The organism is Thermocrinis albus DSM 14484 (genome assembly GCF_000025605.1).
GTDB lineage: Bacteria > Aquificota > Aquificia > Aquificales > Aquificaceae > Thermocrinis > Thermocrinis albus.
This window is the reverse complement of record NC_013894.1, coordinates 552,894-576,669: the sequence shown is the minus strand read 5'-3', so window position 1 is coordinate 576,669 and position 23,776 is coordinate 552,894. Positions and strand designations below refer to the sequence as shown.

Annotated in this window: 26 protein-coding genes and 1 tRNA gene; 14 read left to right on the top strand and 13 right to left on the bottom strand. The window is 47.6% G+C overall.

Features of this window, described 5'->3' with window-relative positions; translation table 11 throughout:
- Window positions 1–4 precede the first annotated feature (4 nt).
- Window positions 5–2,365 carry an endopeptidase La gene (gene lon, locus THAL_RS03015; protein ID WP_012991645.1) on the bottom strand — a complete coding sequence of 787 codons (2,361 nt, stop codon included), beginning with the start codon at window positions 2,363–2,365 and terminating at the stop codon, window positions 5–7.
- On the bottom strand, window positions 2,362–3,732 hold the full coding sequence (gene ftsY / locus THAL_RS03010; RefSeq protein WP_012991644.1) for a signal recognition particle-docking protein FtsY: 1,371 nt from the start codon (window positions 3,730–3,732) through the stop codon (window positions 2,362–2,364). Before ftsY ends, lon begins: the two co-directional genes overlap by 4 nt.
- A 52-nt stretch (window positions 3,733–3,784) precedes the next feature.
- Here ftsY and THAL_RS03005 point away from each other — a divergent pair, with 52 nt between their 5' ends.
- Complete coding sequence (locus THAL_RS03005) at window positions 3,785–4,252, top strand: hypothetical protein (RefSeq protein ID WP_012991643.1); 468 nt, start codon at window positions 3,785–3,787, stop codon at window positions 4,250–4,252.
- A gap of 23 nt (window positions 4,253–4,275) precedes the next feature.
- Window positions 4,276–6,219, top strand: a complete 1,944-nt coding sequence (locus THAL_RS03000; protein WP_041434185.1) for a thioredoxin domain-containing protein — start codon at window positions 4,276–4,278, stop codon at window positions 6,217–6,219.
- On the opposite strand, the gene THAL_RS02995 is transcribed toward THAL_RS03000, so the two are convergent.
- A complete protein-coding gene (locus THAL_RS02995) occupies window positions 6,189–6,509 on the bottom strand; it encodes a rhodanese-like domain-containing protein (protein WP_012991641.1) in 321 nt (106 codons plus the stop codon). The two genes, THAL_RS03000 and THAL_RS02995, sit on opposite strands and share 31 nt — an antisense overlap.
- 37 nt (window positions 6,510–6,546) lie before the next feature.
- On the opposite strand from THAL_RS02995, the gene THAL_RS08290 reads away from it, so the two are divergent.
- Window positions 6,547–6,744: a Trm112 family protein gene (locus THAL_RS08290; RefSeq protein WP_012991640.1), complete on the top strand. Its 198-nt coding sequence runs from the start codon at window positions 6,547–6,549 to the stop codon at window positions 6,742–6,744.
- Here the strand turns inward: THAL_RS08290 and THAL_RS02990 are convergent.
- The 3 genes from THAL_RS02990 to THAL_RS02980 are packed head-to-tail and all read right to left on the bottom strand — an operon-like array spanning window position 6,689 to window position 8,714.
- Window positions 6,689–7,357 (bottom strand): HAD family hydrolase, encoded by a 669-nt coding sequence (locus THAL_RS02990; protein ID WP_012991639.1) that lies wholly within the window; start codon window positions 7,355–7,357, stop codon window positions 6,689–6,691. The two genes, THAL_RS08290 and THAL_RS02990, sit on opposite strands and share 56 nt — an antisense overlap.
- Entirely contained in the window at window positions 7,335–8,264 is a 930-nt protein-coding gene (locus THAL_RS02985; protein WP_012991638.1) for a LysR family transcriptional regulator, read from the bottom strand. The genes THAL_RS02990 and THAL_RS02985 overlap by 23 nt, the downstream gene beginning before the upstream one ends.
- 48 nt (window positions 8,265–8,312) lie before the next feature.
- Window positions 8,313–8,714: an arsenate-mycothiol transferase ArsC gene (locus THAL_RS02980; protein WP_012991637.1), complete on the bottom strand. Its 402-nt coding sequence runs from the start codon at window positions 8,712–8,714 to the stop codon at window positions 8,313–8,315.
- An 18-nt stretch (window positions 8,715–8,732) separates the two neighbouring features.
- Between THAL_RS02980 and THAL_RS02975 the strand changes: the two genes are divergently transcribed.
- Together THAL_RS02975 and THAL_RS02970 are read left to right on the top strand one after the other, a co-directional pair.
- On the top strand, window positions 8,733–9,080 hold the full coding sequence (locus THAL_RS02975; protein ID WP_012991636.1) for a histidine triad nucleotide-binding protein: 348 nt from the start codon (window positions 8,733–8,735) through the stop codon (window positions 9,078–9,080).
- Entirely contained in the window at window positions 9,077–10,030 is a 954-nt protein-coding gene (locus THAL_RS02970; protein WP_012991635.1) for an SAM-dependent methyltransferase, read from the top strand. Before THAL_RS02975 ends, THAL_RS02970 begins: the two co-directional genes overlap by 4 nt.
- Here the strand turns inward: THAL_RS02970 and THAL_RS02965 are convergent.
- From THAL_RS02965 to rsmA, 3 genes are read right to left on the bottom strand one after another with little or no spacing between them, the layout of a single operon-like run.
- Window positions 10,017–11,519, bottom strand: a complete 1,503-nt coding sequence (locus THAL_RS02965; protein WP_012991634.1) for a hypothetical protein — start codon at window positions 11,517–11,519, stop codon at window positions 10,017–10,019. The two genes, THAL_RS02970 and THAL_RS02965, sit on opposite strands and share 14 nt — an antisense overlap.
- On the bottom strand, window positions 11,516–12,601 hold the full coding sequence (gene leuB / locus THAL_RS02960) for a 3-isopropylmalate dehydrogenase (RefSeq protein ID WP_012991633.1): 1,086 nt from the start codon (window positions 12,599–12,601) through the stop codon (window positions 11,516–11,518). Before leuB ends, THAL_RS02965 begins: the two co-directional genes overlap by 4 nt.
- Before the next feature lie 12 nt (window positions 12,602–12,613).
- Entirely contained in the window at window positions 12,614–13,357 is a 744-nt protein-coding gene (gene rsmA, locus THAL_RS02955) for a 16S rRNA (adenine(1518)-N(6)/adenine(1519)-N(6))-dimethyltransferase RsmA (protein WP_012991632.1), read from the bottom strand.
- Window positions 13,358–13,378: 21 nt separating this feature from the next.
- On the opposite strand from rsmA, the gene THAL_RS02950 reads away from it, so the two are divergent.
- The 5 genes from THAL_RS02950 to THAL_RS02930 are packed head-to-tail and all read left to right on the top strand — an operon-like array spanning window position 13,379 to window position 16,108.
- Entirely contained in the window at window positions 13,379–13,972 is a 594-nt protein-coding gene (locus THAL_RS02950; RefSeq protein WP_012991631.1) for a sulfite oxidase-like oxidoreductase, read from the top strand.
- Window positions 13,948–14,691: a pseudouridine synthase gene (locus tag THAL_RS02945; protein WP_012991630.1), complete on the top strand. Its 744-nt coding sequence runs from the start codon at window positions 13,948–13,950 to the stop codon at window positions 14,689–14,691. Before THAL_RS02950 ends, THAL_RS02945 begins: the two co-directional genes overlap by 25 nt.
- Window positions 14,692–14,695: 4 nt before the next feature.
- Complete coding sequence (locus THAL_RS02940) at window positions 14,696–15,085, top strand: thioredoxin family protein (RefSeq protein WP_012991629.1); 390 nt, start codon at window positions 14,696–14,698, stop codon at window positions 15,083–15,085.
- Window positions 15,086–15,098: 13 nt separating this feature from the next.
- Window positions 15,099–15,671, top strand: a complete 573-nt coding sequence (locus THAL_RS02935; protein WP_012991628.1) for a hypothetical protein — start codon at window positions 15,099–15,101, stop codon at window positions 15,669–15,671.
- On the top strand, window positions 15,668–16,108 hold the full coding sequence (locus THAL_RS02930; protein ID WP_012991627.1) for a hypothetical protein: 441 nt from the start codon (window positions 15,668–15,670) through the stop codon (window positions 16,106–16,108). The genes THAL_RS02935 and THAL_RS02930 overlap by 4 nt, the downstream gene beginning before the upstream one ends.
- On the opposite strand, the gene THAL_RS02925 is transcribed toward THAL_RS02930, so the two are convergent.
- From THAL_RS02925 to THAL_RS02910, 4 genes are read right to left on the bottom strand one after another with little or no spacing between them, the layout of a single operon-like run.
- The gene (locus THAL_RS02925) at window positions 16,078–17,805 is read right to left on the bottom strand and encodes a sensor histidine kinase (RefSeq protein ID WP_012991626.1); all 1,728 of its coding nucleotides are present in this window, start codon (window positions 17,803–17,805) and stop codon (window positions 16,078–16,080) included. The two genes, THAL_RS02930 and THAL_RS02925, sit on opposite strands and share 31 nt — an antisense overlap.
- A complete protein-coding gene (locus THAL_RS02920; RefSeq protein WP_012991625.1) occupies window positions 17,802–18,893 on the bottom strand; it encodes a glycosyltransferase in 1,092 nt (363 codons plus the stop codon). The genes THAL_RS02925 and THAL_RS02920 overlap by 4 nt, the downstream gene beginning before the upstream one ends.
- Window positions 18,890–19,741: a SurA N-terminal domain-containing protein gene (locus THAL_RS02915; RefSeq protein ID WP_012991624.1), complete on the bottom strand. Its 852-nt coding sequence runs from the start codon at window positions 19,739–19,741 to the stop codon at window positions 18,890–18,892. Before THAL_RS02915 ends, THAL_RS02920 begins: the two co-directional genes overlap by 4 nt.
- Window positions 19,684–20,511 (bottom strand): peptidyl-prolyl cis-trans isomerase, encoded by an 828-nt coding sequence (locus tag THAL_RS02910; RefSeq protein WP_012991623.1) that lies wholly within the window; start codon window positions 20,509–20,511, stop codon window positions 19,684–19,686. The genes THAL_RS02915 and THAL_RS02910 overlap by 58 nt, the downstream gene beginning before the upstream one ends.
- Window positions 20,512–20,531: 20 nt before the next feature.
- Between THAL_RS02910 and THAL_RS02905 the strand changes: the two genes are divergently transcribed.
- The 4 genes from THAL_RS02905 to clpX all read left to right on the top strand — a co-directional run bounded on the left by THAL_RS02905 (window position 20,532) and on the right by clpX (window position 23,772).
- Window positions 20,532–20,618 (top strand) — tRNA-Leu (locus tag THAL_RS02905).
- A 16-nt stretch (window positions 20,619–20,634) separates the two neighbouring features.
- Window positions 20,635–21,930, top strand: coding sequence for a trigger factor (gene tig, locus THAL_RS02900; RefSeq protein WP_012991622.1), 1,296 nt, complete (start codon window positions 20,635–20,637; stop codon window positions 21,928–21,930).
- On the top strand, window positions 21,914–22,513 hold the full coding sequence (gene clpP / locus THAL_RS02895) for an ATP-dependent Clp endopeptidase proteolytic subunit ClpP (protein WP_012991621.1): 600 nt from the start codon (window positions 21,914–21,916) through the stop codon (window positions 22,511–22,513). Before tig ends, clpP begins: the two co-directional genes overlap by 17 nt.
- 20 nt (window positions 22,514–22,533) lie before the next feature.
- Window positions 22,534–23,772 carry an ATP-dependent Clp protease ATP-binding subunit ClpX gene (gene clpX / locus THAL_RS02890; protein ID WP_012991620.1) on the top strand — a complete coding sequence of 413 codons (1,239 nt, stop codon included), beginning with the start codon at window positions 22,534–22,536 and terminating at the stop codon, window positions 23,770–23,772.
- The last annotated feature ends 4 nt before the right edge of the window (window positions 23,773–23,776 follow it).

The window sequence follows — 23,776 nt, the reverse complement described above, 5'->3', positions numbered from 1 at the left end:
ATCTCTAAAGGATAGCTATCTTAAAAACCTCCTCTAAGTGACTCACGAAGTGGAAGGTCATCTGGTCCTTCACATAGGAAGGTAGGTCCTCCAGAACTTCCTCCCTGTTCTTTTCCGGCAGAATCACTTCGTATATACCTGCCCTTTTGGCGGCCAGTATCTTTTCCTTCAGACCACCCACAGGTAAAACCCTTCCCCTCAGAGTAACCTCTCCCGTCATGGCCACGTTCATTCTAACCGGTCTGTCGGTGAATAAAGAGAGAAGGGCGGTGGCTATTGTTATACCTGCCGAAGGTCCATCTTTAGGAACAGCTCCTTCCGGTACGTGAACGTGCACATCCACCTGGGAGAATATGTCTGGGTCTATACCGTACTCCTCTGCTCTTGACTTTATGTAAGACAGAGCTGCCTGAGCGGATTCTTTCATTATGTCTCCCAAAGATCCCGTAAGGAGGAGTTGACCTTTTCCTTTGAAGCGTGTTGCCTCTATAAGCATTATCTCCCCACCCACCTCTGTCCACGCAAGTCCTACTGCGATACCTACCATTGGGTTTTCTTCCTTCTCAGTATACCTGCGGGGAACACCTAAGAAGTTCTTAACATCCTGTAGGGTGACCTCAAAAGGTGGATTCTCACCTTTTAGGCGTCTGAGTGCCAGTTTGCGTAGTACTGTACTTATCTGGCGCTGAAGGTTTCTCACACCCGATTCACGTGTGTACCCTCTTATGATCTCCATGAGGGCATCGTCTTTGAAGACCACCTCATCCTTTCCAAAACCATGCATGGGTAGTAGACGAGGGATGAGGTGGTTCTTTGCTATGAACACCTTCTCCTCCTCCGAGTAACCTGAAAGGTTTATCACCTCCATTCTATCCAGCAGTGGCCTAGGTATAGTGTCTGCCCTGTTGGCGGTACATATGAAGAAAACTTCAGAGAGATCAAAGGGTAAACCTATGTAGAGGTCCACGAACTGTTTGTTCTGTTCAGGGTCCAGTACCTCCAGCAAGGCTGCTGCAGGGTCACCTTGGAAGGATACAGAGATCTTGTCCACTTCGTCCAACACAATGAGGGGGTTTTTGGTGCCTGCCTGTTTGAGGGCCTGCATTATTCTGCCAGGCATGGCACCCACATAAGTTCTCCTGTGCCCCCTTATCTCTGCTTCATCTCTTATTCCACCGAGAGATATACGGACGAACTTTCTACCGAGAGCTTCCGCTATAGATCTTCCTAAGGAGGTTTTTCCCACACCGGGTGGCCCTACGAAACAGAGGATCTGTACCGCTGAAGATTTCCCTTTTGTGAGTTTTCTCACCGCCAGATACTCTACAATCCTCTCCTTTATCTTCTCCAGATTGTAGTGGTCCCTATTTAGAACTTCCATCACCTTGTCTAGATTGTACCGGTCTCTTGTCTTCTTGTTCCAAGGAAGATCCAGTACCCAGTCCAACCACGTACGTAGAACACCTGCTTCTGCAGAATCGGGATGAAGTCGCTCCAGGCGTTTTATCTGCTTTTCTATCTCCTCCCTCACCGACTTTTCTAACTTGAGCTTCTGTAACTTACGGGTGTATTCCTCCACCTCTGCTTTTCTTTCGTCCAGTTCTCCCAGTTCCTCCTGTATAGCTTTGAGCTGTTGACGTAGAAAGTATTCCCTCTGTTCTTTTTCCATCCTCTCTCTTGCAGCTGTCCTTATCCTACTCTGAACTTCCAGAAGTTCTACTTCCACCGACAGATGTTGATGCACCAGCCTGAGCCTCTCCCTCGGATCAAAAGTTTCAAGAACCTTCTGGGCATCCTGGAGCTTCATATCTGTTATAGAGGCCACCAGGTCCGAAAGCTTACCGGGATCTTCTATATCCTTCACCAGCATCAGAAAGTCGGGTATTATCTGCTTACCTAAGGAGACAGCTCTGTCCAAAAGCTCCTTTACCGAAGCCATGTAGGCTCTGTCCTCTTTGGTGAGCTCTTCTTGGGGTATCTCCAGTTCCTCCACCACTTCCACAACCCCTCTGTAATGGTCCTTCTCCCACCTTATCTCCTTTAGCACACCCCTCTTTATGCCCTGTATGAGGATCTTGAGCCTTCCTTCCTCAAGGGGTGTTGACCTTACCACATGGGCTACAGTGCCTACTTTGTAGAGATGCTCTTCCTGTGGCTCCTCTATATCCTTGTCCTTCTGTGCCACCAGAAAGATGAGTCTGTCTCCTTTCAGAGCTTCTTCCACCGCCCTCACCGAGAAAGCTCTACCCACAAAGAGGGGTATCACCATGGTGGGGAAGACTACCACCTCCCTCAAGGGCATGAGGGGTAGCTCCACAGTTCCGGTAGGTATCTGGGATACTCCAAAGGGATAAGTCTCCATCATGACAGCAGTTCCTCCACAAAGACCTTAGGGTCAAAGGGTTGAAGATCGTCTATACCTTCTCCTAATCCCACCAGCTTTACCGGTATCTTTAAATCTTGGCATATGGCTACAACGGCCCCTCCTTTAGAACTACTGTCCAGTTTTGTCAAAACTATCCCCGTTATATCCAAAGCTTCTTTAAAAACCTTGGCCTGAGATATAGAGTTTTGTCCCACTGTAGCGTCCAGTACCAGCAGTGTCTCCGAGGGTTCCTCTGGGAAAAATCTCTGGATCGTCTGCTTTATCTTCCTAAGTTCTCTGATGAGGGGTTCTTTGGTGTGGAGCCTTCCTGCGGTATCCACCAGAACCACGTCGTAACCTTGTTCCTGAGCTACCTTCATGGCATCAAAGACCACAGCAGCGGGGTCAGCACCTTCCCTGTGCTTTACTATGTGGGCACCGCTTCTCTCCGCCCAAACCTCCAACTGCTCTATGGCCGCACTTCTGAAGGTGTCCGCGGCACACAGAAGTACCTTTTTACCTCTCTGACGCAGTAAGAAGGCCAACTTTCCTATGGTGGTGGTCTTACCGGAACCGTTCACACCCAGGAAGAGATAGACTCTACCTTCTTTTAAATCACCTCTGCAGTCCTTTATGAGGGTGTAAACCTTCTCTTTTAGTAAAGGCTCCAACTCCTCCCATGTTTTTATGTTGAGTCTTATGGCATCCTTTCTCAGATCCTCCACCAGTTTTGCCACTGTTTTAACGCCTATGTCTGCCTTCACTAACCTCTCTTCCAGTTCTTCTAAAAGCTGGTCATCTACCTTCCTTCCCGCGAAGAGAACCTTTAGCTCCAGCACCTCCTTTGTTTTCCTGAGGCTTCTCCTTATCTTATCCAGGAGGCTCTCCTTAGGTTTCTCCTCAAGGCCGAGGGCGGTTTTTACCTCCTGTATGTCTTTCTGTAAGTCCTCCCTCTTGGCGATGGGTGTTATCTTGTAAGCTCTCTCCAAGAATTCCAGAGACCTTTCATACATCCCCATATCTTTCAGAAGGAGTCCTGCTTTCCACAAACTCTCCCAGTCACCTATCCGCGCATACTCCTCCACAGCTTTCTCCTTCTCGCCCACCTTCTCGTATAGGAAGGCTCTCTCCTTTGCCGTGGCCAAGTTCCTGTCGTAGTGTTCCACAAGCTGATAGGCGTAATAGTACTTCCCTTCTTCCATATAGAGTCTGAACAGTATGGGTCTCAGCTCCGGATTCTCTTTGAAGTTTTCCAGGATCCTTATAGCCTTGTCCTTCTTGCCCTGTTCTATAAGCTTCAGTATGGAAGACTTATCACCCTGTTCTGCCAGCTTCTCTTCCTGAGATTTCTTCCAGAACCTCAACATGCGTTAAAAAATTATAGTAGCATAAATTTTAGTATTAATAGGGAGGTGGGCCATGAGAAGGTACTATTTACTATTACTTCTCCTGATGATAACCTTTCTGAGGGCTCAGGAAGAGAAGGTACTTACAACACCTCTGACGGCACGGCTACATGACATGAACGTCAGTATAGGTGTGGTAAGTATTGACGAGCTCAAAACAAGCTTTCCGAGAGCGTACAACCTTTTAGTGCAGTACCACGGTGAACCCAAGAGAAACGAGACACACCACTTGGCGGTAGCTATTTGGAAACAGGAAGGTCAGAAGATAGTGTACCTGTCCAACTACAGGGTAGACGCAGAGGTAAGGTCACCCCTTCTAAGAGCTCAGAGGAAGCATCTCAGCAAGTACCCCCATCAGTACGGTGATAACTACGGTGGTTGGTTTGAGATGTCGGATCGTGGTCTTTACTCCATCAACGTGTACATAACTGACGACAAGGGGAGGACAAGAAGGGTGAGCTTTGATTACCTCCTTCAGTAATGTGCCTATCTTTATACTTCACTATGGCTAACAGATTGATAAAGGAGAGGAGCCCCTACCTTAAGAAATCTGCCCATCAACCGGTGGACTGGTATCCGTGGTGTGAAGAAGCCTTTAGAAAAGCTAAGGAAGAGGACAAGCCCATACTTCTCTCAGTAGGTGCTGTGTGGTGTCACTGGTGTCACGTGATGGCCAAGGAATGTTTTGAGAATCCCGAAATAGCCCAGATCATCAACGAGAACTTTGTTGCCATAAAGGTGGATAGAGACGAGAGACCTGACATAGACAGAAGGTATCAGGAAGTAGTGGTGTCCCTTACGGGGAGCGGTGGTTGGCCCCTCACCGTTTTTCTTACACCCGACGGTAAGGCCTTCTTCGGGGGTACCTACTTTCCACCCGAGGACAGATGGGGAAGACCAGGATTCAAAAGCCTCCTTCTGAGAATAGCACAGCTGTGGAAAGAGGACAGAGATAGAGTTATAAGATCTGCAGAACACATCTTTGAACTTCTGAGGAACTATTCCAGCAGTTCCCACAAAGACAATGTAGGAGAAGAGCTTCTTAACAGAGGTATAGCCAACCTTTTGGCTTCGGTAGATTACCAGTACGGTGGCATAGGAACTGCACCTAAGTTCCATCACGCGAGGGCCTTCGAACTCTTACTGTATCATCACTTCTTTACAGGACAGACCCTACCTGTGGAGGCTGTGGAGATAACCCTTGACAGTATGGCAAGAGGGGGAATATACGATCATCTGGGAGGTGGTTTCTTCAGATATTCCACAGACGATAGATGGATAGTACCCCACTTTGAGAAAATGCTATCCGACAATGCTGAACTTCTTCTAGTTTACTCGTTGGCTTTTCAGGTTACCAAAAAAGATCTTTACAGGTACGTGGTGGAGGGAATACTGAACTATTACCAACGCTTTGGGTTTGACGAGGGGGGTGGCTTTTACGCGTCGCAGGATGCAGACATAGGTGATCTGGATGAGGGTGGATACTACACCTTCTCACTGGAGGAGTTAAGAGGGATACTTACGGAAGAAGAGCTTAAGGTGACCAGCCTTTACTTTGACATACATCCAAAAGGTGAGATGCACCATGATCCTTCCAAGAATGTTCTCTTCATAGCCATGAGTGAGGAGGAAGTGGCTACAGCTACGGGTATCCCTCTGGAGAGGGTGAGACAACTGCTGGAAAGCGCCCGTCGCAAAATGTTGTCTTACAGAGAGTCCACCAGACAGCAACCTTTTATCGATAAGACCATATACACCAACTGGAACGGTCTGATGTTGGAAGCTTTATCTACCTGTTACAAAGTTTTCAGAATCCCGTGGGTTTTATCTAGTGCGGAAAAAACTGCCGACAGACTCATGAAGGAGATGTGGAAGGATGGCCAGCTTATGCATACATATGGTGTGAAAGGAATGGCTGAAGATTACATCTTTCTGGCGCGAGGTCTTCTAAGTCTATTTGAGGTCACTCAGAAGAGGGAGTATCTGGAAGCGTCGGTAATGTTGGCCCATGAGGCCATTAAGAAGTTTTGGGATCCACAGGGTTGGGGATTCTTTGACACTGAAGAGAAGGACGAAGGACTCCTGCGCATAAGACTCAAGACCCTTCAGGACACTCCTACTCAATCGGTTAATGGAGCAGCACCCTACCTTTATCTGGTATTGGGGAGCGTAACACCCTATACCGAGTTTCTGGAGTATGCAGAGAAGAACCTGCAGGCTTTTGCCCGCATGGTGAGGGAGATCCCCCTCATTTCACCCTCCTATCTGATCAGTCTGTACGCTTACCTAAAAGGTATCTACAAGGTGGAGACGGAGACTTTCTTTGAAGATATGCTGAGCTCTTTCAGACCCTTCAAAGTGGTGTTGAGATCTCCGGTGAAGGGTGTAGTGGTGTGTGAGGGAAGCTCCTGTAGGGTTTACGAAGGAATACCTGACTCCCTTTCGTAAGGCCACACCAAAATACCACCTGCCAAGTTGTAAGCCTCGTATCCCATGTGTCTGAGAAAGTAGGTGGCGAAGGCACTTCTTTCCCCACTTCTACAGTAAACTATGTACTTCTTATCCTTAGGCAGGTTGGCATAGGCGTATCTAAGCTCGTCGAGAGGTATGAGAAGAGAGTTGGGTATCCTCACCTGTACGTGTTCGGGTGGCGTCCTCACATCTAGGAGGACAACGTTAGGGTCCTCTTCCAACATCCTTTTAGCTTCTTCTGGCGTAACTTCCGGCACCTGGAACATACTATTAATTATATAGCAATTTTTTATAATAACAGAGATGGCTCTGCCGGAAGAACTGTTAAACATATTGGCGTGTCCAAGATGCAAGGGAGACCTCATATACATCAGGGACAAGAGCATACTTGTGTGTGAAAGGTGTGGTGTTTACTATCCCGTGGAGGATGACATACCGGTTCTCCTCATAGAAGAAGCAAAGCCTCTCTCAGAGCTTCCTCCAGCTCAGCAGGAGTTTTGACCACACGCTGGTTGGCAGGAACTACTCTGTCCCCAAAGTGGATGTACAGAACGGGTTTTTCATACAACCTCCTGTAGTCCCTCACCATGGTGTAATCTGCCAAACTGTCACCCACGTAGACAGCTCCATCTACATCCATGAGCTCCAGACAGTAATGGAGGGCGTAAGGGTGTGGCTTTTTAAGATCCGGATGGAGTTCATCATCGTCAATCACCACATCAAAGAGATCCTCCATACCGAAACGTTCCATAAAGTAACGCAGATCCTCCCTTGGTCTGCCAGTCAGAATGGCCAGAGGAAAACCCTCTGCCTTAAAACGTTCCAGAGTATCCCTGGGCAAGATAGGTCTCTCCCTGTCCCTCAACAGCCTGTATATTTCGTTGAACTTATCTATTATCCTTTCAAGATCTACGTCCATGCCAAAGTGCAGGAGAACTTCCTTGGTGGCCAGCCAATCGTTGTTGATCCCCTTCTCAAACTTTATTTTACGTACTACCTCCAGATCTACCTCTTTTCCCAGAAAATACTCCGCTGTCATCTTTATGGCGTGGTGATAAGACTCTGATACATCCACCAGCACACCGTCTACGTCAAAGATCAATCCTTTCCTCATCTTTCACCAACTCCTGTTTTTCCTTGGAAAGGAGAAATCTCATAAAACGGTTAGCTAAAAAGGATAGTTTTCCACCTTGAGGGTATATTATGTAGTACCAGCGCTCTGCCTTGAACCCCTTTATGGGCACCTCCACTATGCTACCCTCTTCCAGATCTTTCTCCAGAAGACCCCTCGATAAGAAACTACAGCCGTAACCACTCTTCACCATACTCAGTATTGATCTGCCACAGTTCACCTCTATCTTTATGTTAAGGCGTTCAAAAACTATCCCCAACCTCTCCAGAGCTTGTTTTACCACCCGGCGCGTTCCTGAACTGGACTCACGGAATATGATGTCAGCTTCGTAGAGCATCTCAGGTTCTATGCTTCCCATACGGGCGAAGGGATGTTGTGGGTGAGTGAAGAAAACCACTTCGTCCACAAACCACCTTATGGAGTTAAACTTCTCGGAGGGTTCCCTCTCTATTATTCCTAAGTTCAGCACACCGGAGGACAGTCCCTCCTCTATCTGCTGAGAGTTTTCCACAAAAACTCTTATGGTTATACTGGGCATCTGGGAGTGAAACTCTGCTATAAGTTCGGGAACTTTATACTCGCTTAGGGTGGTGCTTATTCCGATGAAAAGGGATTCTTTAAACTCCTTCTTTATGTTGGCCATTTCCTCCATGAGGTTTTCGTAATCGCTCAGTAGCGCTTTTGCCAGTTCGTATATCCTTTTTCCTTCTTCTGTCAACACTATCCTTCCACCCTGTCTCTGGAAGAGCTTGGCACCTACCATTTTTTCCAACGCCTTTATCTGCTGGGTCACTGCCGGCTGGGTTATGTAGAGTATCTCGGATGCCTTGGAGAAACTACCCAAATCCGCTACAGCTACAAAGGTCTTTAGCTTGGTGATATCTATCATAGCCTCTTATATAAATATAACACCCTCTTATGGGGATTTAAGTTTATCTTATTTTATCTTCAACAACTCCTTCACGGCGGTTTCTAACTTATCTCTCAGTTTTCTCAGTTCTGTAACATCTTCCGGGCTGGCCTCCTCTATCACCCAATGTTCCCTCCTCTTGTGGGCAGGGCTGTAAGGACACCTATCCCTGGCTTCCGGTGATAGGGTGATGAGTATATCCAGATCATCGTAGGGAAGTTGAGAGATAGGTATGGGGACAAGGTTCTCCGTCGGATACTCCTTCTCTTTGAGTACTTGCAGAACCTTGGGAGGAACTTCTTCCGCAGGTTCTGTTCCGGCCAGGTATATGTCCATAGAAAGAAGAGCAAGACGTGCCATTTTACTGGTTATAGCTTTAGCCATAGCACCTCTGACAACACCTTTTGTGGAAACGAAGGCCAACTTCATGCAGAATATAATAATGTTATGCAGGTGAAAGATTGTATCTTCTGTAAAATTTTGAGGAGAGAGCTGCCCTCTACGGGAGTATACGAGGACGAGCTTGTATACGCCTTCAGGGACATAAACCCCGTGGCCCCCACCCATATTCTCATAATTCCCAAGAAGCACATACTGGGTGTACAAGAGCTCCAGCAGGAGGACGAGTGTTTGGTGGGACATATGTTTTACGTGGCTAAGAAGATAGCAGAACAAGAGGGGCTGTCGGGAGGGTACCGGTTGGTGTTCAACGTAGGTAAGGATGCGGGACAAACCGTTTTCCATCTACACCTGCATCTCATAGGGGGGAGATCTATGAACTGGCCCCCAGGATGAAAAGTTTCTATCAGTTTATGAAGGAGAAGGTGGAGCTCTACTACAGAGAACGCGCAGGTATCGGGAGGGATTTTTTCACAGCGCCTGAACTGGATAGAATCTTTGGTTTTGCTCTGGCGGAGAAAATAATACCTCTTCTGGAAAGTATCTCCACTCCTAACGTGGTGGAGCTGGGCGCGGGAAGGGGTCTGATGGCCAAGGACATTCTTCAGTTTGTGGCGGAGAGGAAACCGACCCTTTACGAGAGATTATCCTACAGGATATACGAGACAAGTCCTCTCCTGAGGGAGTTTCAGGGTAAGGTTCTCCAAGAGTACAGGGATAAGGTGATGTGGTTAGACAGGCTTGAGATACCCGAAGAGGCTGTTGTGATATCCAACGAGTTCTTTGACTGCCTTCCCGTACATGTGGTGAAGGAAGGAAAAGAACTCTACCTGAAGGATAAGGAGAAAGTGTGGCTTCCCTGTGATGAGAGAGTAAAGCAGTTTCTGAGACGTATGGGTTATGAGAACATCAAAACGGTGGTGGAGGTGTGTCTTGAATGCATTGATCTCCTTAAGAGGATAGCGGACTCTATGAAGAGGGGTTACATCCTCACGATAGATTACGGCTACACTTCCCAAGACCTACACAGGTACCCGGAAGGCACTGTGGTGGGTTACAAAGAGGGAAGGGTGTATTACGACATCTTCAGTGAAGATCTTATGGATCTGTCCGCCATGGTGAACTTCTCCGCTCTTGTGGAGTGGGGAGAGGAGTACGGGTTGAGGACAGTCTTTTTAAAGAAACAGCGCCACTTTCTTTTAGAGTCACAGAGCTTTGTAGATGAGCTTACCGGATTGAGTATGTCAGAGAAGCCGGAAGATATAGAGAGACTCTCACGCCTTAAGACTATGCTTATCAGTATGGGTGATCGCTTCTGGGTTCTACTACAGGCTAAAGGAGTCTAAACTCCAGTTCGTACACATCTCCTCTGTTCTGGACAGGTATGGTTCCCGTACGTCCGGTGAGCACAAAAACTCTTCCGTCCCTTGTGGTAACCACCGCCTGTATGGCCTCCTCCCAGTTTCCGCCCCTTAGACTCTTCATCACTATCAGGTCCTTACCCTTTTCTCCCAGGAGGAAGAGCTCACCTCGCGAGAACTTAACCACATCTAAGAACTTGAACACCTCACTCCTCACGTTGCGAGGCACAAGGGCTACATTGAAGTCTAACACCTTAGCAACAACACCCCTAGGATAGAAGAGGAAGTTGAGTTTAGACTCACCTATGTTGAGCTCCACATAGCTGTAAGAACCCCCCGCTATGTCCTCTGTAGAGAAAACCTCGTTGTCACCGTCAAAGACCCTTACCCTACCGGAGCTGTCGGTGAACAAAAGGTAATGTCCGTAATAAAAGGCGCCATCTATCCTAAAACCTCTAGGAGCAGGAAAGTTCCCCGCTTCCTTCAGAACGCCACCTTCCAAGGATAGTTTCACCACCTTACCCCACATCTCATCAGAGCTAAAGCTCTGTCCTACAAAAGTCTCCGTCGGTCTGTTTTTGTCTAAGACAGCCATCAGGTAAGGGATGTCCTTCACCACAGGTATGAGACTGTCTCCCACCGCCTTAAGGATGAGGGAACTGGCTTTCCCTCCCGATATCATGTTCACTATTACATAAGCTGTCTTTTCCTTTCCGAGAGGAGCCACATAAATACTCACCGCTGTACCTGCAGGAAGAGAGAAGGAAGATCTCCTAATAAGGTCGTTCTTTGCCATTTCGTAAACCTCTAGACGCCCCTGATACAAAACCACCAAGTTGTCTTTGCCGTTACCGTATAGATCTCCAGTATCGGCAGAGATAGGTATACCCGGTAGCTGTTTCACGTACTTACTTCTAACAAGGATGTTTATATCTTGAATAGTGGCCCGAGGTTGGAGGATCTGGGTACCTTGGGACTGGAAGAAGGCTATAGGTCTACCCTCCAGTTCGACACCGAAACCATTTGGAAACTCTTTGATGACGTAGCGACAGTCTTTCCCTCTTTTTACATTTTCCAGTACACCGCTCACCTTAAAGAAACCTTCCTCCGATCCTTCGTAACACACGGCTTGTGCGTCTACCTTTACCCTGTCTCCCACCTTTATGTCTCTACCCTTTTCCACTTTGGCCACCGAGTAGTTTTCCTTGACGGACACCACCCTCACTACGGCTACAACCGTCTCCTCCCTTCCCAAAACCTGACCTGTTACCGGGTGCTTTATCTCTCCTCCTTCCCTCAAAACCTTAAGCTCCTCCCCTTCTCTCACCGACTGTTTACCCATGTCCAAAAGAACCTCGTTGTTTCTCACACCTACCACATAACCACTTCTCTGAAAGAAAGCCCTAAGATCGTCCTTCCAGTCAGCAAAGGCGGTGAGACTCAACACTAAAAAAGTGGCCACCAAAAGTATCATGACCAAAGCTCCTCCAAAGTTTGTATCACAGCCTGCGTCATTCCCTCTGTACCTACCTTGATGGTGCCTTCCGTGTATATATCGGGTGTACGGTACCCCTTCTCTAAGGTGACTTCTACAGCTCTCTCCAACAGGTCAGCTTCCCTGATGAGTCCAAAAGAGTATCTTAGCATGAGAGCCACCGATAAAATGGTGGCGATAGGATTTGCCACTCCTTTACCGGCTATGTCCGGTGCGGAGCCGTGAACAGGCTCGTAAAGGGCGTACCTATCTCCCAAACTGGCGGAAGGCAACATACCGAGACTACCCGTTATAACGGCCGCTTCATCGGAGAGTATATCGCCAAATATGTTACCCGTTACTATCACGTCAAAGGAACTGGGTCTGCGCACTATCTGCATAGCACAGTTATCTACGTAGAGGTGCTCCAGTTCTACTTCCGGGAAGTTCTTGCTCTCTTCTTCCACTATCTGTCTCCAAAGAGCGCTCACCTCCAGAACGTTGGATTTGTCTACACTGGTAAGCTTTTTACGCCTTAGGTTGGCTATCTGAAAGGCTTTTCTCACAACCCTCCTTATCTCATCTTCTGTGTAGCGCATGGTGTTTATACCTACTCTCTTACCATCTTGAGTGAATATACCTCTCGGCTCTCCGTAATACACATCTCCCGTAAGCTCCCTCACCACTACCATGTCTGTGCCTCTCACCACCTCCCTTTTGAGGGGAGAGGCCTCTATGAGAGGTTCATAAACCTTGGCAGGCCTCAGGTTGGCGTAGAGGTCCAGAGCCTTCCTTATACCCAAAAGACCCCTCTCAGGACGTTCCTCGGTGGGAAGATGGTCCCACTTAGGGCCACCTACAGCACCCAGTAGAACCGCATCGGCTTCAAGACAGAGCTTTATGGTTTCCTCAGGAAGGGGTGTTCCCTTCTCATCTATGGCGGAGCCACCGATGAGGCCTTTCTCTGTTTCAAAATGGTGTCCCGCCAGTTCTCCTATACGGTAAAGCACCTTTAGGGCTGCTGAAACCACCTCAGGACCTATACCATCTCCCTCCAGTACCGCTATCTTAAACAACGCCATGTTTACATTATCTTACAGCGCCTTTTTACTGTCAAGCCAAACAGCAAACAACCTGAGGACAGTGTTAAGATCAAGCTGTTCTACGCGCAGCATAGGGTCAACGCCCACCTTCTCTAAGATAGAGCTTTCCAGCTTGTTCTTAAGAGCCTTTCTACGGTGAGAGAAGAGGATGTCGAGGAACTTCTTGTACTCAAAAAGATCAAGCTGGGGAAGTGTATCCTTGCGTACCAATTTTACGAGGGCTGAGTTCACCTTAGGCGGTGGCCTAAAGAACTGGGGAGGAACACTCATGATGTAAAACACGTCATAGAAGGTACGTACGAAGAAGGAAAGCCAAGAGGCACCTTCCTGAAGCTTCTCTCCCACCTCTTTCTGTACCATGTAGAGAGCCAAAGGGATACACCTATGGTGAAGTACGGTGTTTTCCACGATTAGACTGGCTACGTTGTAAGGAAGGTTACCCACCACTTTAAGATTCTCACCTAGAGAACAGAGAGGAAAACGTGAGGCATCGGCATGGTGAAGCTGTAGTCTCTTGTCCTCTACACGTTGCAGAATTTTAAGCATATCAGGGTCTAGCTCTATGGCGTGAAGCTCTGCCAGAGGTGTCTGAAGCAGTAAGAGGGTGAGGTTTCCTGTCCCGGGACCTATCTCCACCACTTTATCTCCCTCCTCCACCCCAAGCTCCTCCACTATCTTTTTCAATACACCTGTAGAGACCAGTAAATGCTGACCATACTGCTTTTTTAGGCGCATTCCCTTAAATTTAATAGAACCATGAAGAGGAGGATCGTAAGTCCTTGTAGGGAAAGAGAGGACCGACTACCACCCGGTCAAAGGTGGATTTCTTCTCTTATTCCCTACGACATAGTGGATGAAGTTCCAGACTGGGATATGTCCTCCTACCGTTTGAAAGTCTGGGGTCTTGTGGAGGAACCAATAGAACTAAGCTATGAAGATATCCTCCGGCTACCATCTGTAGAGCTTTTGGCTGATTTTCACTGTGTCACAAGGTGGAGTGTGAAAGATCTTCTGTGGGAAGGTGTTCCGACAGCCCTCATCCTTAGCATGGCAAAGCTTAAACCTGAGGGTAGATACGCCCTTATACACTGTCTTGAGGGATACACCACCAACGTACCGGTAGAATATCTGCTTATGGAGGACAGCATCTTAGCTTACAAATTGGGAGGTAAGCCACTCCCTAAGAGACATGGTTTTCCGCTGCGCCTGGTTATCCCGTCTCTCTATGCCTGGAAGAGCGCCAAGTATGTGTGGGGTATAGAGATACTCCAAGAAGACACACCCGGTTTTTGGGAACAGAGAGGGTACCACATGAGGGGAGATCCATGGAAGGAGGAACGTTACTGGTGAGATTAAACAAGTATCTCTCCATGTGCGGGGTAACATCCCGTAGGAAAGCGGACCAGCTCATCAAAGAGGGTAGAGTCAAGGTGAACGGCCTCGTAGTTAGGGAGTTGGGATACAAGATAGACCCTCATAGGGATACCGTGGAGGTGGATGGAAAAGTGCTGAAGCCTCCCCGGAAGCGTTACATAGCCCTCTACAAACCGTGCTGCTATTTAACCGCCATAGGGAGAGGTGTGGGTGACAAAAAGCCTCTCGATGAACTTCTCAAGGGTATACCGGAAAGGGTGTTCCCTGCGGGGAGGTTGGATTACAACGCTGAGGGTCTATTGATCCTCACCAACGACGGTGAGCTGGCCAACAGGATACTCCATCCCCGTTACAAATTACCAAAAGTATATAAGGTCCTCGTAAGGGGAAAGGTTGAACAGGCCACCTTAAAGAGGATGTTGGAAGGTGCCCAGCTATTAGACGGTTTTGCCAAACCACAGGACGTTAAGTTCTTAAGATACGAAGGCGAGAACACTTGGTTACAGATAACCTTCACCATAGGTAGGAAGCACATAGTAAAGCGTTACTGTGCCCACTTTGGTCATAAGGTACTTAGACTTATAAGGATTGCCATAGGTCCCATAAGGTTGGGGAAACTGTCCCCGGGTAAGTGGAGAGATCTGACATTACAGGAAGTAACGGAGCTTAAAAAAGCGGTTGGTATGTTAAATTAGAGTCATGGTATGGGAAGGCATCTTAAAGGGTGTGTTTTTCATTCTGCTGATAGTTACCTTTTTGGCGTTGGCTTTCAAAGTGTACGTAGTGTGGAGGGGTAAGAAGATGGTGGGAGAGCGAGTGAAAGAGCTGGAGGAGGGTATCGTGTATTTCTTTTCAGAAAGATGTGGTGCCTGCAAAAGGATGGAGAAGGAGATAGAGGAGCTGGAGAAAAACTGGAAGGTGGTTCGGGTAGATGTTTTTTCACCGGAAGGCCACGAAAGAGCCAAGGCGCTGGGTGTAATGGCGACACCTACCACCCTGCTGGTAAAGAGGGGAAGGATAATAAAGGTGTTGGTAGGTGTTCAAAAGGCGGAGAAGATAAAGGATATGATGAAAACCAACAACTGTTGAGAGGTGATAAGCCATGGTGGTGTGCTTAACTCATTTAGAGCTTTGTCCCCACTGTAAAAGGATAGCCCTTAAGGTGTGTGAGTACGACGATCCTTACCCACGTGTGGAGGCCCATTGTCAGTGTTGTGGCTACAGAGCCTACGACGTACCTATGAACCTCAGGAAGGAGGATTTCAGGAACATACTGGATCTTCTCGGCAGAAAACTGATAGGGGAAGTGTGCTTAGACAACAGGTGTGGTTCTTCCAACGTACTCAAGCTGATACAAGAGGGAAGCTACTCTGAGTACCGGTGTCTTGACTGCGGTGCAGAGTGGAACACAGATGATATAAAAAGAGCTATCCTGAGGGTGAAGAGCATAAGGGACTCTCTCAAAAACGGCAACCGGCTTCTTGATCTTCTGAAAGCGGGAGAAGGAGAATGTCCATTATGTGGTTGGGACATAGGACACCAGCACAAAGGATACGCTGTGGTCATCCAGTGTTTCGTGTGTGGATACCACAACGACGTACAGGAAGAGATACCTCATGTGGATCTTACCTCTTTACAATGCCCTGAGTACGAACGCTCGGAGGAGACGGGTTGAAGTATCCCTATGCAGAGTTTATTAGATACATAGAGTGGAGGGATCGCTACCTTAAGGAGTGTGAGGAGTTACCACCCTTTCAAGATAGGTTTCTCAGGGCTCTGGAATGTATGTACGTGGGAGGTGTAAAACAGAGGACGGAGGACCCTGAGGTGAAACATTGGGCCGATTGGGCCGCTCTTAAAACTTACCGTCACTTTAACGGCTTTCCTCATCTTTCCGATAAGGAGCTCATGTTTGTTTTCTACGTGTTGGGGAAACTCCTTATACCACTTCTCCTTCACGAGAAGGGTGTAAAATCGGAAAGCTTCAAAGCTCTTTCATTACAGGACCAAGAAAAGGCTGTGGAGGATGTTCTTGACACTATATGGGAACAGAACATAATACGCCTCCTCCAGATACTACCTCAGATGGATCTGAACTCTACTACCAAGTGAAATCCTTTCTCCTCGGGAACAAGACGGACATCCCACCCGTGGAGGTGGGCTATCTGTCTCACTATGTACAGACCTAGTCCCATACCCTCACCGCTTCCCGATCTGTAAGGTAGAAATACCTCCTCTTCTTTTCCTTTAGGAACACCTCTGCCGTTGTCGGTGTACTCAAGCCTGTCCTTATGAAGGTGTATCTTCACGTGGGTGGCACCCCATTCCAGACTGTTGTTGAGAAGATTAAGGAAAAGGTCCTTCAGCATAGATCTATCTGCCTTTACCACTTTGTCTCCCTTCACTTCTACGGTAACATCCCTGTAGAGACGCGCCAGCTCTTCCAATAACTTCCTGAGATCCACCGTCTCTATCTGAGGCTCCCTCTCGTAATGGAGGTCTCTCAAGTGTCTCACAACTCCCTTTATTCTCTCTACCTCTTCCAGCATTATCTTAAGTAGCCCCTCCATATCTTCTTTGCACACTTCACCTTTCTGCGCCATTCGTAAAAGCATTTCCAAGTTCAGGCTTATGGGAGTAAGAGGATTCTTTATCTCGTGGGCTATTCTCTTGACGGTGTCTTGCCACGTCTTGAAACGTTCTGCCAAAACAACCGGCCTTGTGTCTTCGTAGATATGTACCTCTCCTATGTCCAGCTTTACTATCTTATGTAGAATTCCTGGGCTTTCAAGACCTTCCTCTTTTAACCTTCTGAAAGCGTCATTCTCTACTACCCTTCCCTCTCTGTCCACAAAAACTACACCCACCGGTAACTTCTCTATGAGGATAGAAAGAACCTCCTTTTCCCGCTGCAGGTTCTCGTAAAAGGTTTTCAGTTGGTTCTGCATTCTGGAAAAAGCTGTGTATAACTCTTCCAACTCGTCCCCTGTTTTTACAGGAGGAAGATGCACGCTAAAGTTCCCTTCCGCTAGCTCTCTAGATTTCTCTGCTAGTATCTCTAAGGGGGCACTTATGTGCCTGGCCAACAGCTGACCCAACCACACGGTAGACAAGAGGGTTATGAAGGTGATGAGGACAATAAAGTAAACGTACACACCGCTGATTATGTCTCGGGACTTTACCATGTTTCTGAGTTGCTGGGAGATAACCGCTATACCCTCGGCGGTGCTCAAGAGGGTTCTGTCCCTCTTCAGAACCACACGGTACCCACCTACACAGAGGAAGATCTCTTCCTCACGTACCTCCTCCTTACAACCTGGGTCTATCTGTATACCCATTACCTCCCTGAGACCACCTACGTACCTTCGCGGATCTTCACCTTTCTCCACCAAATACTTAAAGAAACTTCTGTAAAGTTCTATCTTATAGCTCTCTCTTTTTAGGATTTCCTGCTGTAGGTCCTGTGCCCTCTGGCTTACGTCCTTAAGCTGAGAGCTCACCAAGGTCTTCGTGGACTGAACGAGAAGGACTATACTAGCCACGTTAAGAAAAAGAATGGGAAGGAAAAGGTAGAGAAAAAGTAGGTTAGAAAGCTTGCGTCTTAAACCTCTGGAAGTATGAAGGTAGGTTTTTATAAACTTTCTAAAGAAGATAGCGAACGTTACAAAGAGAACCAAAAGATCCAAGTTTATAACCAAAAGGAGTATGGGGTAGCCAACGGTCCAAACCTTTCGTAAATTGTCCAAAAGGGCTACGTTTATGCCTATAAATACCAGGATGAAGATGATGAAGGTCAAAAAGAGTTTCATATTAGTTTCTGGAGTAATTCTATGTATTTTTGAGCGGTGTTCTCCACAGAAAACTCAAGGGCTGTTTCCCGTGCTCTGGTACCTATGGACCTTCTTTCTTCTTCTTTCATGTAAAGAAGGTGTCGCATTTTCTTCAGCAATGCATTCCAGTCTCCCACAGGGAATATAAAGCCGTTCACACCTTCCCGTATAACTTCTAAAGCACCACCTGTGGAGGAAGATATAACCGGTAGAGCACATGCCATAGCCTGGAGGAGGGCGTTGGGGAGACCTTCCAGATGGGAGGAGAGGACAAAGGCATCCGCCATGTTGAGAAGTTCTTCTACGTCCTCCCTAAAACCTAACCCTATCACCTTCTTCTCTACGCCGTAAAGGGATGCCACTCTCTTGGCTTCTTCCTCTGTTTTGTAACCCACCAACACGAGGTAACACTTATCACAGGACAGCTGAGAAAAGGTTCTGATAAGTCCATCCTGTCCCTTTACCGGTGGGTTCCAGTTGGCCACATTTATAAACACAAAGGCATCGGGGGGAATTCCCAGCGATTTCCTCTTGGTTTTCTTCACACCATCCAGGGGTCTGAAGCGGTCTGTTTCTATGGCACTGTAGATAACGTGTAGCTTCTCTTCTGGGAATCCCGCCTTGAGCATCTCCTCCTTCACTATGTTGGACACACACACCACAGCATCCGCTGCGGAGTACTTGAACCTTAAAGAAAAAATGTTGGGTTTTCTGGAAGATCTCTTTACCACCACCATTTTAGGTTTCTTTCTTAAGAGGGCTAAAGATACCCTCACAAAGTCCAAAGCATGGGGTGAGTTGGCTATAACTGCATGGTATCCTCCCTCTTTTATCAAACTTCTCAGTCTTACGTAGTTGAAGGGGTTAACTCTGTTAAAGGGTGTGTGGTTTTCAAAGGGAACCCATTTGACGCCACAGGCATTTAGTTTTTCCTGCATAAGAGTGTACTGGTAAGAGAGGGCCACAGTTATGTCCACACCTCTCCTGTGAAGTTCCTTAGCCAGTAAGTACACTTGCGACTTGGTACCACTCCAACCCACACCGTCCACCACTGACAGTATCCTCATTGTACGTAACGTATCACTGCCGTTGATCTGAGTTTTTTCAAAAGTTCTTCTCTTTTCTCTTCCAGTTTCCTCCGCAGTATCTGTTCTCTTAGTTCCTCCTCGTTGACGGAGGAGGTTTCCTCTTTGACTCCCAAAATCTTCGCCAAATAGATATGGTCTTTGTCCTCTGCCACTACAGTACTCCCTACGGGAGCGGCCCAAACCTCCCTATCTAAGGGTTCTACCAGATCTCCCTTAGAGACCAGTAGCCTTTCGGGTTGAAGTCCAAGATCTCTGGCCACTTTATCCAGATCAAGGCCTTTCTCCGTAAGTTCCAAAAGCTTCTTACCTTTGGCTTTGTCCACTGTCAGCACGCTTATCTCCCTCTTTACCTTAATCATTCCCCTTTTGAGTTTCTCCAACTCTACGTCAATATCCTGAACCTTTGTCTCCCTGAGAAGAAGTGCCGTTATTCCCTGTGTTGCCAGTATCTCACGACGCAGGAAGTTCTTAAGATCTTCCAGAGAGAGACCGTCCTTAGAGAGTTCCTTGGCAAGACCCTCCATGGTGAGGTTGTTGGCCTGTAGTATCTGATTTACGGCAGCGTCCACCATCTGATCTGGGACGCCCATACCCTTACTCTGAGCATACTGATAGAGGAGCATGTCTTCCACCAACTTATCCAGCACCTTTTTTCTGTCGTTGGAACCGAAAAAGAGTTTGCCGAGGAGAACCTCACTCTCCAGAATAGGTTCCCCGTTTACCGAAGCCACCACCCTATCCAAAAGAGTGAGGCCAAAGGACCAGAAGCTCAGAGCCGTGAGAAGAAGAACTCCACACGATAACTTTGCAATACCTCTTCCAACCATTTCCTGAAAACCTCCTGTCTTCTTTCCTTAAGGAGTTTTTCCCTTACTAAAGGTTTTGCCTCCTCCAAAGGAAGTATACCACCACCTCTCCTGCGCACTACCCTCAGGATCAAGTATCCTGCTTCTGTTTGAATAGGTTTTGTGACCTTTCCCTCCTCGTAAGGGTAGAGTTGACTCTTTACTATCTCCGGCAGGGTCTGTATTGAGTACCACATGGGAGGGCCTACCTTCACGCCCCTCAGATCGCTCACAGATAGGTATCCCTTAGACAGCCTGTAATAAAGTTCGTTGGCTGTGTCGAGATCCTCTGCCACGTACCTACTGAGAAGAACCTGTGCAGGAAGTTTGAAATCCCTCAAGTTAAGATAGTAGTAAGCGGTTATCTGATCGTCGGTGATTCTTATGTGGCGTGCTATCCTGTCCGTTATCTTCTGAGTGAGGACCTCCACCTTCAAGAGTTCAATAACCACAGGACTAAGATTTTTGGAACCTACATTTTTCTCTATGTATTCGTCCAGTTCTTTGGATGTTACCGATAGCCCCATCTTTTTTGCCTCTCTCTCCACTATCTTTCCCCTTACCAGCTCTATGAGAAACTCCTCCATGTCCTTGCGGGATGCCTGTGCTATAGGAAGGTGAATTATTTCTCTCCAGTAGGCGTTGAAGGCTCTCAGAAAGTCTTCCCTCTGAATGGGCTCTCCGTTTATTCTGGCCACAGGTTGAGCCTGTGCCAGAAGGATGAAGACAAGAAAAAAGTAAAGGATTCGCATGGTATAATTTTAAACTCAGAGCGGGTGTGGCGGAACTGGCAGACGCGCGGGACTTAGGATCCCGTGGGGTTATCCCCGTGAGGGTTCGACTCCCTCCACCCGCACCAAAAGTAGGAGGTGAGAATGCAGATAAAGGTCAGTGTGGAAGAACGGGAAGGACTCTTTAAAGCGCTCAGCGTAGAGGTAGAGGGAGATGTAGTGAAAAGGGCTTTGGAAGAGGTATACCAACATCTTCGGGAAAACGCTCAGATAGAAGGTTTCCGAAAGGGGCAAGCACCTCTGTGGCTCATAAGGGCCAGGTACAGAGATTACATAGAGGAGGAAGTAGGCAAGAAGGTAGCAGACGCTACCCTTTCTGCTGCCATAGAGGAAAGCAAGCTGAAACCTGTGGCAGATATATACCTGGAAGAGGTGAAGTTAGAAGAACTTACCGGAAGACTTACCTACAGAGTCTCCTTTGAGGTGCCTCCTCAGTTTGAACTGGCACAGATAGAAGGTATGGAGATAGAGATACCAAAGGTAGAGTACTCAGAGAAGATGCTCCAAGAACAGATAGAGAGATTGAGGGAAGAGCACGCTGTGTGGGAACCTGTGGAGAGAGAGGCACGGGAAGGTGATCTGGTGGTGATAGAGTATGAGATAACCGATAAGGAAACAGGTGAGAAGGTGAAGGGAGAGACATCGGGCGTACTGGGACAAAAGATCTTCCGGGAGGAAGTAGAAAAATCACTACTGGGTAAGAAAGAAGGTGATGAGGTACGTGTGGAAGATGTAGATGTTTACGATCCCTCAGGTAAGATGGTGGGTAAGGCAGACATGACTATAAGGATAAAAGGCGTAAAGGAAAAGGTACTGCCTGAACCTAACGACGATTTCGCTAGAGAACTGAAACTGGGAGACACATGGCAGGAGGCCCTCAAGAAGTTGGAAGAAGAAATAAAGGCGCGGCTGGAGGACCTCCGTAGAGAGATGGTGATGAAGGCGGTAGCTTCAAAACTTCTCCAGATGCACCAGTTTGATCTTCCTCAGACGGAGGTCATGAGGGAGGTCTCCTACCTCCTGAGACAGAGGCTCGGTCAGCTGGAGGCTATGGGCATAGATACCCGTTATGTGGATGTGAGGAAGATGGCGGAAGAACTTCTTCCTCAGGCATCTGCCAACGTAAAACTTAGGTACATACTGGACAGATACGCTCAGGAGAAGCAGATAGAAGTGACAGAGGAGGAACTGAAAAAGGAGATAGATGAGCAGGCCAAGAGATCCGGTGTAAGTCCCGATGAGATGAGGAAGTTCTTACAAGAGAGAGGTCTTGAGGAAGTTTTGCGCAGGGATGTCATCAGAAACAAGGCTCTGGAGGATATAATGTCAAAAGTGGTGATAAAGGAAGTGGAGGAAAAGGAAGATGAAGGAAATTCTTAACCAACTTGTACCGATAGTTATAGAACAGACACCGAGAGGCGAGCGTGCTTACGACATTTACTCTCGCCTGCTACAGGATAGGATAGTTTTGTTAGGTTATCCCATAGATGACCATGTAGCCAACCTAATAGTGGCCCAGCTTCTTTTCTTGGAAGCTCAGGACCCTGAAAAGGATATATACATGTACATCAACTCTCCCGGAGGGTCCGTTACCGCCGGTATGGCCATATACGATACCATGCAGTATATAAAACCTGATGTGGTGACCATATGTATAGGTCAGGCTGCCTCCATGGCAGCGGTCCTTCTGGCAGCAGGGGCCAAAGGCAAAAGGTATTCCCTGCCTCACTCTCGCATCATGATACACCAACCTATGGGAGGCATATCGGGACAAGCGACGGACATCATCATCCACGCAGAGGAGATAAAGAGGATAAAACATATGCTAAACGAGATAATAGCGAAACACACGGGACAACCTCTGTCTAAAGTGGAACAGGATGTGGAGCGAGATTACTTTATGTCTGCTTACGAGGCTATGGAGTACGGTATAGTGGACAAAGTTATTGAAAAACGCGAGTAAGAGGTTTATATTTGACTAAGATGAACAGGAGATTATTCTCTGCAAGGTGTTCCTTCTGTGGTAAACCTCAGGAAAAGGCCGCCATTCTCATAGCCGGAGCCGACAATACCTACATATGTGACGAGTGTGCTGAGAAGTGTTACGCTATAGTAAGAGAACACAAAAGAAGTAACACAGAGTTCAAGCTGGAAGATCTGCCAACACCGGAGAAGATAAAAGAGATCCTGGACCAGTATGTGATTGGTCAAGAGAAGGCCAAGAAGATTCTTTCGGTGGCCGTTTACAACCACTACAAGAGGATAAGGGCCAAGGAGATGGGACTTGACCTTAACGATGTGGAGGTGGAGAAAAGCAACATACTCCTCATAGGGCCTACGGGATCCGGCAAGACTCTCCTGGCAAGAACGCTGGCCAAGATATTGGATGTGCCTTTCGCTATAGCGGATGCCACAAGCCTGACAGAGGCAGGGTACGTGGGTGAGGACGTGGAGAACGTTCTTACAAGGCTCCTTCAGAACTGTGGATATGACGTAAAGGCGGCACAGAAAGGTATCGTTTACATAGATGAGATAGATAAGATCGCCAGAAAGTCAGGTATAAATCCCTCTATAACGAGGGATGTTTCGGGAGAGGGTGTTCAACAGGCTCTTCTGAAAATACTGGAGGGGACAGTGGCCAACGTACCTCCCCAGGGAGGAAGGAAACATCCCCACCAGGAGTTCATACAGGTGGACACCACCGACATCCTCTTCATATGTGGGGGAGCCTTTGTAGGCTTGGAGGACATAATAAAAAGGCGTTTGGGTAAGTCTACGGTAGGTTTTGAGGCTTCCATAAAGAAAGCCCATTACGAAGGCAACGTGCTACACTTGGTGGAACCCGACGACCTGATACACTTCGGTATGATCCCTGAGTTTATAGGAAGACTGCCGGTGATAGCGGTTCTGGACGAGCTTACAGAGGAAGACCTTGTGAGGATTTTGGTGGAGCCCAAAAACGCTTTGGTAAAGCAGTATCAAAAACTACTCGCCATGGAAGGAGTGGAACTTGTCTTCACCGAAGAGGCTCTAAGAGAGATAGCGGCGGAGGCCATAAGGAGGAAGACCGGTGCGAGGGGTCTCAGAGCTATCATGGAGGAGATTATGACGGACGTCATGTTTGAGGTGCCTTCTTTGAAGGGTGTTAAGAAGGTGGTGGTAGATGGAAGAACCGTTAGAGAGAGGGTAAAACCCACCTATATAATGGAAGAGGCTGTATAAAAGG